General features: G+C 66.8%; 16 protein-coding genes. 9 read left to right on the top strand and 7 right to left on the bottom strand.

Annotation, left to right across the window (positions count from 1 at the left end):
• Position 1: 1 nt before the first annotated feature.
• The 7 genes from IF64_RS0115880 to IF64_RS0115850 all read right to left on the bottom strand — a co-directional run bounded on the left by IF64_RS0115880 (position 2) and on the right by IF64_RS0115850 (position 5,016).
• A complete protein-coding gene (locus IF64_RS0115880) occupies positions 2 to 355 on the bottom strand; it encodes a hypothetical protein (protein ID WP_030532901.1) in 354 nt (117 codons plus the stop codon).
• Positions 352 to 945: a YbaB/EbfC family nucleoid-associated protein gene (locus tag IF64_RS0115875; protein WP_030532900.1), complete on the bottom strand. Its 594-nt coding sequence runs from the start codon at positions 943 to 945 to the stop codon at positions 352 to 354. The genes IF64_RS0115880 and IF64_RS0115875 overlap by 4 nt, the downstream gene beginning before the upstream one ends.
• Before the next feature lie 126 nt (positions 946 to 1,071).
• Positions 1,072 to 1,857, bottom strand: a complete 786-nt coding sequence (locus IF64_RS0115870; protein WP_030532899.1) for a hypothetical protein — start codon at positions 1,855 to 1,857, stop codon at positions 1,072 to 1,074.
• 73 nt (positions 1,858 to 1,930) lie between these two features.
• The gene (locus IF64_RS0115865) at positions 1,931 to 2,641 is read right to left on the bottom strand and encodes a hypothetical protein (RefSeq protein ID WP_030532898.1); all 711 of its coding nucleotides are present in this window, start codon (positions 2,639 to 2,641) and stop codon (positions 1,931 to 1,933) included.
• 71 nt (positions 2,642 to 2,712) lie between these two features.
• The gene (locus tag IF64_RS0115860) at positions 2,713 to 3,864 is read right to left on the bottom strand and encodes a hypothetical protein (RefSeq protein ID WP_030532897.1); all 1,152 of its coding nucleotides are present in this window, start codon (positions 3,862 to 3,864) and stop codon (positions 2,713 to 2,715) included.
• Positions 3,865 to 3,884: 20 nt separating this feature from the next.
• Positions 3,885 to 4,250 (bottom strand): type VII secretion target, encoded by a 366-nt coding sequence (locus IF64_RS0115855; protein ID WP_030532896.1) that lies wholly within the window; start codon positions 4,248 to 4,250, stop codon positions 3,885 to 3,887.
• A 91-nt stretch (positions 4,251 to 4,341) separates the two neighbouring features.
• Positions 4,342 to 5,016, bottom strand: a complete 675-nt coding sequence (locus IF64_RS0115850; protein ID WP_030532895.1) for a hypothetical protein — start codon at positions 5,014 to 5,016, stop codon at positions 4,342 to 4,344.
• 645 nt (positions 5,017 to 5,661) lie between these two features.
• On the opposite strand from IF64_RS0115850, the gene rpsL reads away from it, so the two are divergent.
• From rpsL to rplB, 9 genes are all read left to right on the top strand, one after another.
• Positions 5,662 to 6,036 carry a 30S ribosomal protein S12 gene (gene rpsL, locus IF64_RS0115845; protein ID WP_030532894.1) on the top strand — a complete coding sequence of 125 codons (375 nt, stop codon included), beginning with the start codon at positions 5,662 to 5,664 and terminating at the stop codon, positions 6,034 to 6,036.
• Positions 6,036 to 6,506: a 30S ribosomal protein S7 gene (rpsG, locus tag IF64_RS0115840; protein WP_030532893.1), complete on the top strand. Its 471-nt coding sequence runs from the start codon at positions 6,036 to 6,038 to the stop codon at positions 6,504 to 6,506. Before rpsL ends, rpsG begins: the two co-directional genes overlap by 1 nt.
• A gap of 90 nt (positions 6,507 to 6,596) precedes the next feature.
• Positions 6,597 to 8,696, top strand: coding sequence for an elongation factor G (gene fusA / locus IF64_RS0115835; RefSeq protein ID WP_030532892.1), 2,100 nt, complete (start codon positions 6,597 to 6,599; stop codon positions 8,694 to 8,696).
• 126 nt (positions 8,697 to 8,822) lie between these two features.
• The gene (gene tuf / locus IF64_RS0115830) at positions 8,823 to 10,016 is read left to right on the top strand and encodes an elongation factor Tu (RefSeq protein ID WP_030532891.1); all 1,194 of its coding nucleotides are present in this window, start codon (positions 8,823 to 8,825) and stop codon (positions 10,014 to 10,016) included.
• A gap of 371 nt (positions 10,017 to 10,387) precedes the next feature.
• Positions 10,388 to 10,693 carry a 30S ribosomal protein S10 gene (rpsJ, locus tag IF64_RS0115825; protein ID WP_028848712.1) on the top strand — a complete coding sequence of 102 codons (306 nt, stop codon included), beginning with the start codon at positions 10,388 to 10,390 and terminating at the stop codon, positions 10,691 to 10,693.
• 31 nt (positions 10,694 to 10,724) lie between these two features.
• On the top strand, positions 10,725 to 11,381 hold the full coding sequence (gene rplC, locus IF64_RS0115820) for a 50S ribosomal protein L3 (protein WP_030532890.1): 657 nt from the start codon (positions 10,725 to 10,727) through the stop codon (positions 11,379 to 11,381).
• The gene (rplD, locus tag IF64_RS0115815) at positions 11,378 to 12,070 is read left to right on the top strand and encodes a 50S ribosomal protein L4 (protein WP_030532889.1); all 693 of its coding nucleotides are present in this window, start codon (positions 11,378 to 11,380) and stop codon (positions 12,068 to 12,070) included. Before rplC ends, rplD begins: the two co-directional genes overlap by 4 nt.
• Positions 12,067 to 12,375, top strand: a complete 309-nt coding sequence (gene rplW, locus IF64_RS0115810; protein ID WP_030532888.1) for a 50S ribosomal protein L23 — start codon at positions 12,067 to 12,069, stop codon at positions 12,373 to 12,375. The genes rplD and rplW overlap by 4 nt, the downstream gene beginning before the upstream one ends.
• A 14-nt stretch (positions 12,376 to 12,389) precedes the next feature.
• The gene (rplB, locus tag IF64_RS0115805) at positions 12,390 to 13,223 is read left to right on the top strand and encodes a 50S ribosomal protein L2 (protein ID WP_030532887.1); all 834 of its coding nucleotides are present in this window, start codon (positions 12,390 to 12,392) and stop codon (positions 13,221 to 13,223) included.
• Positions 13,224 to 13,241 lie beyond the last annotated feature (18 nt).

The raw sequence follows: 13,241 nt of genomic DNA, 5'->3' as shown, positions 1-13,241 counted from the left end.
CTCAGCCAACCTGCGGCCCCCCTTGCGCCGTTTGGATGTTCGTCAGGATCGCCTTCAACTGCCTGGCCACTTCGCGCTCGTTCGTCTCGTACTTCTCGGCCGAGTCGTTGATCTTCTCCGCCGCGGAGTGCAGGCCGTCCAACATGCTCTTGATGTGCGAGTCGAGCTCGTTCAGCAGCTCCGTGTACTCCTGTTTCGTGAACAGGCCGACGATGCCCCACGACTTGTCGCCCACGTCGGCCTGATGCACGTTCTGGGCCAACTCCTGGGTCTGCTCCTTGTACTGCCCGAGATTCTGGGTGTACTTCCGAAGGTGCTCGGGGTCGAGTGCGAAGCCCGGTCCGCCTGTGGTCATCGACGCTCCTCCTCGTCGTTGAACAAGCTCTTCAGGAACTCGTCGCCGGACGAAGCCGAACCGCTCGCGGGCGGAGTCGCTGCCGGCGCGTTGTCGTCACCGTCGCCGTCGAAGACGCTCTGGTGGGAGTAGTCCTCGTGGTACTCCTCCTCGACCGGGACCGATTCACGCGCGGGCTGCTCCTCGGCCATGCGCTGGCGCAGCTCCTCCTTCGAGATGCCGAATGCCTCGGCCTGCGTCTCGATGACCTGGTCGGTGACGTTCATGCCCAGACCGCCCATGTGGGTGTCGACGATGCCGGCCTGTTTGCGTGCCGCCTCCGCGACCGCTTCGTACAACGTGGACTTGATCGCGGCCGCGAGTGCCTGCGGCGGCTGGGTCATGGCCTTGTCGGTCAGCTGAATGTCCTTGACCGAACCTCCCGGGCCGGCGACGACGGTCACGGAGCGGTCGGAGTTCGACGCCGTGGCCTCGAGTTCCGACAACTCGCTCTGCATGTCGGCCACGCCTGCCATCTGCTCGTCGACGCGCTTCAACCTGGACTGGAACTTCTCGAACTCTGCGACGAGCCGGTCGAACTCCGCTGACACTTCGCCTCTCCCCTCAACACGGTGTACGCCTCGGCCCCGGTCTGCGGCCGCCTCGGCGGTCTTGCTTTTGTCGAACAGTCTTGCCGAACAGTGTCGGCGGAACGGTGTCGCACGTCGGACACCGCCCTACGGTGTTCCGCCGTCCTTGGACGACATACCGGAGGGCCCGGTTTCATGGGGCGCCTCAGTCCGGTTCCACGACGCATCAGTTCGGTTCCACACTGTGCGGGGAATGGTCTGCAGTACGTCCGCGAGAAGATCGGCCGCGGCGATGGTCCCTTCCGGGTGGAGGCGACCAGGCCCCCGTTGGTCGGCCTGGACGACTCCGTGTTCGAAGGTCACGGTGGGCCGGAACGGCTTCGCGTACCGGGGCGACATGATCGTGTCGACGAGCTGTTGCGACACGAAGGTGCGCGCGAACTCCGGGTCGCGGCACTCGACGATCAGATCGTGGTGGTCGGCAGCCGTCCCCTGAACGGTGTCCGCCGCGTCGACGAACACGTCCGTGTAGCGCGTGCGTGGCTGGATGCGCAGCCACGGGGTCGGTGGCGCCGGCATCTGCACCGCGCTGTGGTGCGTCACCTTCTTGACCTTGCTGGTGCTGCTTCCACTCGCGTTCTTGATCTTCACGGTGCGGGTTTCGTAGACCAGCGTGTGGAAACCGCGGTGGTTCCACTCCACGGCCCAGTGGAAGGGTGGGGTGTAGGCGTCCGGCGGGTCGAAGTGGCCGAACGTGGGCCGGGTGGGGCCGTCGCCCGTGTGCTCGACGCCGCCGACCTGTTGGGTGAATCGGGTGCGTTGTGTGGTCACCCGGCGTTCCTCGGCGCGGGTCCACAGCCAGCCCAGCAGCCAGCAGCCCAGCCCGAACGCGACGACGATCAGCAGGGTCGTCGTTCCTGCATCCAGCTCCATCCGCGCTCCGCCTCCCCTCGTGTGCGCATCAGTACCGCACCGTAGCGGAATCGTCACCGGACACGGGTGCGGTTCAGGCCACCGGTGGCGGAGGCCATGCGTCCCGGCCTGCGTTCTGCACGGCCGCGATCAGCAGGTCGGCGGCGCGGAGGATCGCCTCCTCGTGCAGGGTCGGGCCGTGGTAGGCCTTGGTACGCACGACGCCGTGTTCGACCATGATCGCGGGCGGGGTGCGCGGACCGCCGTGCATGCGCAACGTCTGCACCAGCTCGCGGGTCACGAACCGGCGCGCGAAGTCTTCGTCGGCGCACAGCACGTGCATTCCGGCCTCGTCCGCGGGCGTGCCCGCGACGAGGTGCGGTTCCTCCGGCCTGCCCGGTGCCCACACCCAGTCGTTCCTGCCACCGAGCCACAGCTGTGGCGTCACGGGCACCGGGATCTCGACGGTCGTCTCGTGACGCACCCCGTCGGGCGCGTGCTTGTTGACGCCTTCCCGCGAGCGGATCGCGAAGACCAGCACCCGGTGGCCGCCGCGCTGGAACTCGAACGCCCAGTGGAACGGCGGGGTCCACCGGTCGACCTCGTGGAAGTAGCCGAACGACGGCTGAGGGAACCGGTCCGGCGAGTACTCGGTGCCCCGCAGACGTCCCACGAACACCGACCGAGCCTGCGCCACCCGGGTGTCCCGCTCACGGTCGAGACGCCTGCGGCGTCTGCCCATCACCCAGCTGATCACCACGATGATCAGCACCAGTACCCACAGCACAGGATTGTCGAGCGACATGCGACGGCCTTCCTCCCCGTTCCAGGCCCTCCACCGGCGGCACACCTTAACGGCGCGCGGACCGAGCGGCGTCACATGCGCAGGTGGTCCTCGGTCTCCTCGGCGGACATGCCGTTGCCGGTGTTCGCGCCGTCGGCGACCTCCTTGGCGTCGCGCACGTGGTCGATGATCGTGCCGTAGTGGTCGTTGACGGTCTTGCCTGCCTGCAGACCGTTGTCGGGTCCTCCGCCGGTCGGGTCGATGCCGGTGAGCGATTCGGCGAGCTGGGCCGCGCCGGCCTTGCCTGTCTCCGCGGCGATCTTGCCGATCTTGCCCCCGGTCGTGCCGATCCGGGCGAGGTCGTCGACCTTGCCCGCCATGCCACCCGGCTTGACACCCAGCCGCTTGCCCAGCTTGACCATCGCTGAGCCGAACTTCTGGAAGAACTCGAAGATCTTGTCGAGGATCTTGCCCAACTTGCCGAGCTTCGAGGTCACCTTCGACACGGTCGCGGCCGCCTTCGGGGCGGTCGCCGCGCCCGCAGCCGCGGTGGAACCGCCCGCCGTGGGCACCGCCGCAGCCAGAGCGGGCAGCCACAGCGCGATCAGCCAGCTGACGAGCTCGGTGATGATGGCCTTGATGACCTCCTCGATCACCTGCATCAGCATCGAGGACAGCTTCAGGATCTCCACGACCCCGCCTGCGCTGGTCGCCACGCCGTCGATACCCGCGGAGAAGTCGGCAAGGGCGTTCTTGGCCGCCTCCGCGGCATCGCCGTTCCAGTCCTGCAACGCCTCGTCGGCCACGCTGCGGAACTCGCCCGCGTACTCGACCAGCCCGCTGCCGATCGACTGGAAGTCCTCCGCGGCCTCGGCCAGGCGGGGACCGTCGCCGGTGACGAAGTGGAGCGCGTCCTGCAGTGGCGTGATGACGCTGAGCAGGAAGTCGAGCCCGTTGCCGACGAGCCAGCCCACCGGGTCGAGCACGGCCATCGCGGCCTCGGTGCCGCACTCGGCGACGAACGCGGCCGTGTCGGTGGCGCAGTTGGCGCCGTGCAGCACCACGTCGAGGGCGTCGGGGTCCTCGGGAATGCCCTGCCAGTAGTTGGTGACGGTGTCGACGCCCTTCATCGCCGTCTTCAGCCCCGGCGTGCTCGACGCGACTCCCGCGGCGTAGTCGCCGATACCCGATTCGTTGTCCGCGTTCAGCTCGATGCCGCCCGCGACGTCGTTGACCTCGGTCATGGCCATGCTCCCCAGTTCCCTCAGACCCGCGGGTCCGTCGCGTTGCCGGTTCCGGCGCCGCCCGCGTCGCTCGTGTCGATGTCCACCAGGAATCCGCCGAGGTTCATCGCGTGCGCCTCGTCGTCGCCGCGGTACATCGCGGCAGCGGTCCCGATCTTGTCGGCCGTGCTGTCGAGACCTTCCTTCATGGCCTCGATGAGGTTCTTCAACTCGGCGAGGGCCTCGTCGTACTTGCCCTTCGTCATGATCCCGACGACACCCCACGACTCGTCGCCCACGTCGGCGGTGTCGGTGAGCTCGCCGAACGTGCCCGCCTGCTCCTTGAACGACGCGAGGTTCTCGCCGTAGCCGCTGAGCGCCTCGATCTCGACGTTGAATCCGGTCATGTCCGCCTCCTGGAAGAACCCGTGCCCGATACGACCGGTCCGCGGCCTCGGCGGTTCCCTCCGGTTTTCCGGACTGCGGCGGACCCACGTCCTAATCGCACTGATAGCCCTGCTGCCGGCGCAGGATCGCGGCCATCTCGATCAGCATGTCGGTGCCGCGCAGAAGCGATTCCGGGGCCAGGCGCATCCCGACCGACGTCGAGATCACGCCCTGTTCGAACGTCACCGTCGGCATGCAGCGCATCCTCCGGTGCGCGGCGAACACGGCGGCCAGCTCGGGGGTGACGACGCGCCGTGCGAACTCCTCGTCGCCGCACATGGCGCGGATGCGGGAGTCCGGGAAGCCGTCGAGTGCGCGGACACGCTGCAACGTGTCGGGGTCGATCACCCAGCGCCAGTGCTCGCCGACCATCAGCGGCGGCGCGTCGACGGGCAGCCCGCTGGGCACCTGCACCGTGCCGACGTGGCGCACCTGGGTGTTCGGCCCGCCGCTGCGTACCTCGGAGGCCACGACCGGCACACCGCTGCGGGTGAACTCCATGGCGTAAGTGAACGGAACGCCGGTGTAGTGATCCTTCTCGGGGAAGTGGCCGAAACTCGGCCGGGTGCCGCTCCGGGGATCGTGCTCGCGAGCACCGATCTGCCGCGCGAACTCCTCCCGTGAGACCCGCCGCCGGGCGTTGCCGTGGCGGACGGCGACGGCGGCGACGACCGCGCCCACGGCACACAGCACCAGCAGAATGACGATCAACGTTCCCGGATGCATGCGTTCCCCGTTCCCCTCCGTCCTGGTCCGCCGCCGCTGAGCCTGTCTGCTGCGCCCTGTCTACTGCGCAGCGCTCCGTCCGTCGCGGAGCCGGGACGGCGCGGCGCGCGGATCGCACAGGATGCTCGAAACCGTGGCCGAACCGCGTTAAGGTGAGGACGGTATCGCCCGATACCTCTCGACATCCGCCGATATACGTCTGCCGATACCGACCGGCTCGTGTGAGCGTGTCCGCCCCGCGTCAGGTCCGAGCTCGGCCGCCGGTGGTGACCGTGGAACCGCGGTCCGCCCGGCACCCGTGTGGGGCCGCCGGGGCCTTAGGGGACCCCCGGGTCGTCGCTATCTGCGTGGGCGGGTATCTTTGACATCTGTGCCCGGCATGCTGTCGGGCTGCTCCGTGTGCCGTTGTGGCCACGGGCCGGATTCTCATGTCCGGCTCGGGCCGGCAGCGCTTCGCTGACGCAGTGGCGATGACGGCGATTCGGAGCTCCGGAAAGTCATAACTCCGGAAATCCCGATGGGAGTTCACGGGTCGCCTGCGACCCTTGGCGCGGGCCGACACGCCCGACCGCGGGGACCGGGGGAGACAAGGCCACACAGTAAAGCTGCAGAAGCTTTTACAGACGCGAGAAGAAAGCTGGTCCATTGCCCACGATCCAGCAGCTGGTCCGAAAGGGCCGCCAGGACAAGGCTGCCAAGCAGAAGACCGCGGCGCTCAAGGGGAGCCCGCAGCGGCGCGGCGTGTGCACCCGCGTCTACACCACCACGCCCAAGAAGCCGAACTCCGCGCTCCGCAAGGTCGCGCGTGTCCGGCTGACCAGCGGCATCGAGGTCACCGCCTACATCCCGGGCGAGGGCCACAACTTGCAGGAGCACTCGATGGTGCTCGTGCGCGGTGGTCGTGTGAAGGACCTCCCCGGTGTCCGCTACAAGATCGTTCGCGGTTCGCTCGACACGCAGGGCGTGAAGAACCGCAAGCAGGCGCGCAGCCGGTACGGCGCTAAGAAGGAGAAGAGCTAATGCCCCGCAAGGGTCCGGCCCCGAAGCGGCCGCTGATCGCTGACCCGGTCTACGCATCGCCGCTCGTCACGCAGCTGATCAACAAGGTGCTGACCGACGGCAAGCGCTCGCTGGCCGAGCGCATCGTGTACGGCGCACTGGAAGGCGCTCGCGAGAAGACCGGCACCGACCCGGTCGTCACGCTGAAGCGCGCCCTCGACAACGTCAAGCCTTCCCTCGAGGTGAAGAGCCGGCGTGTCGGTGGTGCCACGTACCAGGTGCCCATCGAGGTCAAGCCCGGCCGCTCGACGACCCTTGCCCTGCGTTGGATCGTCACCTTCGCGCGTCAGCGCCGGGAGAAGACGATGATCGAGCGCCTTCAGAACGAGCTGCTCGACGCGAGCAACGGCCTCGGGGCCAGCGTGAAGCGCCGCGAGGACACGCACAAGATGGCCGAGTCCAACAAGGCCTTCGCGCACTACCGCTGGTGAACCGCCACCACTGAAGGAATACCGACGCCCGGTCGACGTGAATGATCGAGCCAGTGCCGGGCCCCACACTTGAGACAGGGGAACATTCAAGTGGCACGTGACGTGCTGACCGACCTCAAAAAGGTCCGCAACATCGGCATCATGGCCCACATTGACGCCGGTAAGACCACCACGACCGAGCGGGTCCTGTTCTACACCGGGATCAACCACAAGCTCGGTGAGACGCACGACGGTGCCTCGACGATGGACTGGATGGAGGAGGAGCAGAAGCGGGGTATCACCATCACCTCGGCTGCCACCACCACCTTCTGGAACGACTATCAGATCAACATCATCGACACCCCGGGCCACGTCGACTTCACCGTCGAGGTGGAGCGCAGCCTGCGCGTGCTCGACGGTGCCGTTGCCGTCTTCGACGGTAAGGAGGGTGTCGAGCCGCAGTCCGAGCAGGTCTGGCGTCAGGCCGACAAGTACGAGGTCCCGCGCATCTGCTTCGTCAACAAGATGGACAAGCTGGGTGCCGACTTCTACTTCACCGTCGGCACGATCGAGGAGCGCCTCGGCGCCAAGCCGCTGGTCATCCAGCTGCCGATCGGAGCGGAGTCCGACTTCGAGGGCATCGTCGACCTTGTTCAGATGAAGGCCCTCACCTGGCGCGGTGACGTCAAGAAGGGCGAGAAGTACGAGGTCGAGGACATCCCCGCAGACCTCGCCGACCGGGCCGCGGAGTATCGCGAGAAACTCATCGAGATGGTCGCCGAGTCCGACGAGGAGCTGCTCGAGAAATACTTCGGCGGTGAGGAGCTGACCGAGGCCGAGGTCAAGGCCGGTATCCGTAAGCTCACGATCAGCCGTGAGGCGTTCCCGGTTCTGGCCGGCTCGGCGTTCAAGAACAAGGGCGTGCAGCCCATGCTCGACGCCGTCGTCGACTACCTCCCGTCGCCGTTCGATGTGCCGCCGGTCGAGGGCACGCTGCTCGACGGGGAGACGCCGGCTTCGCGCAAGCCGTCCGTCGACGAGCCGTTCGCCGCGCTGGTGTCCAAGGTTGCCGTGCACCCGTTCTACGGCAAGCTGACCTACATCCGCGTCTACTCCGGCAAGGTCGCCTCCGGCACTCAGGTCGTCAACGCGACCAAGGAGCGCAAGGAGCGCATCGGCAAGATCTTCCAGATGCACTCCAACAAGGAGAACCCGGTCGACGACGCGCAGGCCGGCCACATCTACGCGGTGCAGGGTCTGAAGGACACCACCACCGGTGACACGCTGGCCGACCCGCAGAACCCGATCGTGCTCGAGTCGATGACGTTCCCCGAGCCGGTCATCAAGGTCGCCATCGAGCCGAAGACGAAGGCCGACCAGGAGAAGCTGTCGACCGCGATCCAGAAGCTCGCCGAGGAGGACCCGACCTTCCGGGTCAGCCAGGACGAGGAGACCGGCCAGACGATCATCGAGGGCATGGGCGAGCTCCACCTCGAGGTCCTGGTCAACCGCATGAAGACCGACTTCAAGGTCGAGGCGAACATCGGTAAGCCGCAGGTCGCTTACCGTGAGACCATCCGCAAGACGGTGGAGAAGTTCGAGTACACCCACAAGAAGCAGACCGGTGGCTCCGGTCAGTTCGCGCGGGTGATCATCAAGCTCGAGCCGCTGACCACCGGCGATGGTGCTCTCTACGAATTCGACAACCAGGTGACCGGTGGCCGAATCCCGCGGGAGTACATCCCGTCCGTGGACGAGGGCGCGCAGGACGCCATGCAGTACGGCGTGCTGGCCGGCTACCCGCTCGTCGGGTTGAAGCTCACCTTGTTGGACGGTGCGTACCACGAGGTCGACTCTTCGGAGATGGCCTTCAAGGTCGCCGGCTCCGTGGCGCTCAAGGACGCCGCGCGGCAGGCGAACCCGGTACTGCTGGAACCGATGATGGCCGTCGAGGTCACCACACCCGAGGACTACATGGGTGAAGTCATCGGTGACTTGAACTCCCGCCGTGGCCAGGTCCAGGCCATGGAGGAGCGGTCTGGCACGCGTGTCGTCAAGGCGCTCGTGCCGCTGTCGGAGATGTTCGGGTACGTGGGCGACCTGCGGTCGAAGACCCAGGGTCGTGCCAACTACACGATGGTCTTTGACTCCTACGCCGAGGTTCCGTCGAACGTCGCGAAGGAGATCATCGCCAAGGCGACAGGGGAGTAACTCCCACCAGCACCCAAAGCGGGCGGAAAAGGGGCCTCCCCTAAGGTCCGCACAACCGACCAGATCGAGTCGCGATCGGCGCAGCCACGCCGGGAGCGAGCAAGTACAGTCCAGGAGGACATTCCAGTGGCGAAGGCGAAGTTCGAGCGGAGCAAGCCGCACGTCAACATCGGCACCATCGGTCACGTTGACCACGGCAAGACGACGCTGACCGCGGCGATCACCAAGGTTCTTCACGAGAAGTACCCGGAGCTGAACCAGTCCCGCGCGTTCGACCAGATCGACAACGCGCCGGAAGAGAAGCAGCGCGGCATCACGATCAACATCTCGCACGTCGAGTACGAGACCGAGAAGCGTCACTACGCGCACGTCGACGCCCCCGGTCACGCCGACTACGTGAAGAACATGATCACGGGTGCCGCCCAGATGGACGGCGCGATCCTCGTGGTCGCCGCCACCGACGGCCCGATGCCGCAGACGCGTGAGCACGTGCTGCTCGCCCGTCAGGTCGGCGTGCCGTACATCGTCGTGGCGCTCAACAAGGCCGACATGGTCGACGACGAGGAGATCCTCGAGCTCGTCGAGATGGAGGTCCGTGAGCTGCTGTCCGACCAGGAGTTCCCCGGTGACGACGCCCCCGTCGTCAAGGTCTCCGGTCTGAAGGCGCTCGAGGGCGACGAGAAGTGGACCGAGGCTGTTCTCGAGCTGATGAACGCCGTCGACGACAACATCCCGGACCCGGAGCGTGAGGTCGACAAGCCGTTCCTCATGCCGGTCGAGGACGTCTTCACGATCACCGGCCGCGGCACGGTCGTCACCGGCCGTATCGAGCGCGGTGAGATCAAGCTGAACGAGGACGTCGAGATCGTCGGCATCCGGGAGAAGGCCACCAAGACCACGGTGACCTCGATCGAGATGTTCAACAAGCTCCTCGACGCCGGCCAGGCCGGTGACAACGCGGCGCTGCTGCTCCGCGGTATCAAGCGCGAGGACGTCGAGCGTGGCCAGGTCATCGTCAAGCCCGGCACCACGACTCCGCACACGGAGTTCGAGGGCTCGGTCTACATCCTGTCCAAGGACGAGGGTGGCCGTCACACGCCGTTCTTCAACAACTACCGTCCGCAGTTCTACTTCCGGACGACCGACGTGACCGGCGTCGTGACCCTCCCCGAGGGCACCGAGATGGTCATGCCGGGCGACAACACCGAGATCTCGGTGCAGCTGATTCAGCCGATCGCCATGGACGAGGGTCTGCGGTTCGCCATCCGTGAGGGTGGCCGTACCGTCGGCGCCGGCCAGGTCACCAAGATCATCAAGTAATTCGCACCCCCGGGTGCGGGTGCCATATTTCGGTGTGGCATCCTATTTAGGTTGCTCGACGCGGGGCGGCCGATTCTGGAAAAGATCGGAATCGGCCGCCCCGGCGCGAGCGTCCTGGGCTCACGACGGCGAACGTCCGTGGTGAGTCGGGAGTGATCCGCCTACCGGATCCCGGTAGTGATCACTTCGGAGAACGAAGACCTAGGGCACGACAATGATCCTGCGGGATCGGTCTGCGCAGCAAGGGCGACACGCCCGACCGCGTGGACCGGAGGCCGGACCGTTGACGTGCAGAAACCGGAGCAAGACCGGCTCACGGGCTTGTCACCGGTGGACACAAGCGGCACGAGACGAAGGAACGAGCTGCCACCATGGCGGGACAGAAGATCCGCATCCGGCTCAAGGCCTACGACCACGAGGCGATCGACTCGAGTGCGCGCAAGATCGTCGAGACGGTCACGCGCACCGGCGCCTCCGTGGTGGGACCGGTGCCGCTGCCCACTGAGAAGAACGTTTACTGCGTCATCCGCTCGCCGCACAAGTACAAGGACTCGCGCGAGCACTTCGAGATGCGTACGCACAAGCGGCTGATCGACATCGTGGACCCGACGCCGAAGACGGTCGACGCGCTCATGCGCATCGACCTGCCGGCCAGTGTCGACGTGAACATCCAGTAAGCGTTGGGCGAGCGGCGGAGATAAGAGACTCATGTCTGACAGGCAAGTGAAGGGCATTCTGGGCACGAAGCTCGGCATGACGCAGGTCTTCGACGAGAACAACCGGGTCATCCCGGTGACCGTCGTGCAGACCGGTCCGAATGTCGTGACCCAGGTGCGCAATCAGGAGAAGGACGGCTACTCGGCCGTGCAGCTGGCCTACGGCGCCATCGACCCGCGCAAGGTCAACAAGCCCGAGACCGGTCACTTCGACAAGGCCGGCGTGACGCCGCGGCGCCACGTCGCCGAGCTGCGCACGTCCGACGCCGACACCTACGAGGTCGGTCAGGAACTGACCGCCGAGGTGTTCAGCGACGGCGCGCTGGTCGACGTCACCGGCACCACGAAGGGCAAGGGCTTCGCCGGCACGATGAAGCGTCACGGCTTCAAGGGCCAGGGCGCCAGCCACGGTAACCAGGCCAACCACCGCACCCCGGGCTCGATCGGCGGCTGCGCCACCCCGGGCCGCGTGTTCAAGGGCGTGCGCATGTCCGGCCGGATGGGCAACAACCGCGTCACCACGCAGGGTCTCAAGGTCCACCAGGTGCGCGGTGAGGACGGCCTGCTGCTCATCAAGGGCGCGGTTCCCGGCCCGAAGGGCGGCCTTCTCTTCGTCCGTAGCGCCGCGAAGGGTGGTGTGACCGCATGACCGCGACGATCGAGGTGAAGACCCCGGCCGGTAAGGCCGACGGCTCGGTGGAGCTGCCCGCGGAGATCTTCGACGTCCAGGCGAACATCCCGCTGATGCACCAGGTCGTGGTGGCTCAGCTGGCCGCTGCCCGTCAGGGCACGCACGACACGAAGACCCGTGGCGAGGTCCGCGGCGGTGGCGCCAAGCCGTACCGCCAGAAGGGCACCGGCCGCGCCCGTCAGGGCTCGATCCGCGCCCCGCAGTTCACCGGCGGTGGCACGGTCCACGGCCCGACGCCGCGCGACTACTCGCAGCGCACCCCGAAGAAGATGAAGGTCGCCGCCCTGCGCGGTGCCCTGTCCGACCGGGCGCGCAACGACCAGGTGCACGTCGTCACCTCGCTGGTCGAGGGCGAGAAGCCCTCCACCAAGGAGGCGAAGAAGACCCTGGCTGCGCTGACCAGCGGCAAGCGGGTGCTCGTGGTGCTCACGCGCGACGAGGAACTGCAGTGGCTGTCGGCCCGCAACCTCCAGAACGTCCACCTGATCACGGCGGACCAGCTCAACACCTACGACGTGCTGGTCAACGACGACGTGGTCTTCAGCAAGGCGGCGCTCGACGCCTTCCTCGCCGGCCCGGCCAAGGGCAAGGGCGTGAAGGCTTCGGCGACCTCCGGCGAGGTCTCGGAAGGGAGTGACCAGCAGTGAGCTCGGTGGCCATCCCCGACCCGCGTGACATCCTCATCGCGCCGGTGATCTCCGAGAAGTCCTACGGACTGCTCGAGGACCAGCAGTACACCTTCGTGGTCCGTCCCGACGCCAACAAGACCCAGATCAAGATCGCGGTCGAGCAGGTCTTCGGCGTCAAGGTCATCAACGTGAACACGATCAACCGTTCCGGCAAGCGCAAGCGCACCCGGTACGGCTTCGGTAAGCGCAAGGACACCAAGCGCGCGATCGTCACGCTGTCGCCCGAGAGCAAGCCGATCGAGATCTTCGGCGCAGGCGCGTAAGGGACTGAGAAGACATGGGCATCCGTAAGTACAAGCCGACCACCCCGGGCCGTCGCGGCTCGAGCGTGGCTGACTTCTCCGAGATCACCCGGTCGACGCCGGAGAAGTCGCTCGTCAAGCCGGTCAACAAGACCGGTGGTCGCAACTCCGGTGGCAAGATCACCACCCGCCACAAGGGTGGTGGCCACAAGCGCGCCTACCGGATCATCGACTTCCGGCGCAACGACAAGGACGGCATCCCCGCCAAGGTCGCGCACATCGAGTACGACCCCAACCGGACGGCTCGCATCGCGCTCCTGCACTACGCGGACGGCGAGAAGCGCTACATCATCGCGCCGGACAAGCTGAAGCAGGGCCACACGGTGGAGAACGGCCCGAGCGCCGACATCAAGCCGGGTAACAACCTGCCGCTGCGCAACATCCCGGTCGGCACCGTGATCCACGCGATCGAGCTCCGCCCCGGCGGTGGCGCGAAGATCGCCCGCTCGGCCGGCGCCCGCGTGCAGCTCGTCGCCAAGGACGGCCCGTACGCCCAGCTGCGGATGCCCTCGGGCGAGATCCGCAACGTGGACGTGCGCAACCGCGCCACGGTCGGCGAGGTCGGCAACTCGGAACACTCCAACATCAACTGGGGTAAGGCAGGGCGTAACCGCTGGCGCGGCAAGCGTCCGACCGTCCGTGGTGTCGTGATGAACCCGATCGACCACCCGCACGGTGGTGGTGAGGGCCGCACCTCCGGTGGCCGTCACCCGGTGAACCCGAACGGTAAGCCGGAAGGCCGCACCCGCCGTCGCAAGGAAAGCGACAAGATGATCGTCCGCCGCCGGCGCACCGGCAAGAAGCGCTGAGCAGGGAGGTAGAAGAAC

It is taken from the genome of Prauserella rugosa, from assembly GCF_000719975.1.
GTDB lineage: Bacteria > Actinomycetota > Actinomycetes > Mycobacteriales > Pseudonocardiaceae > Prauserella > Prauserella rugosa.
This window is presented reverse-complemented; position numbering and strand designations above follow the sequence as displayed.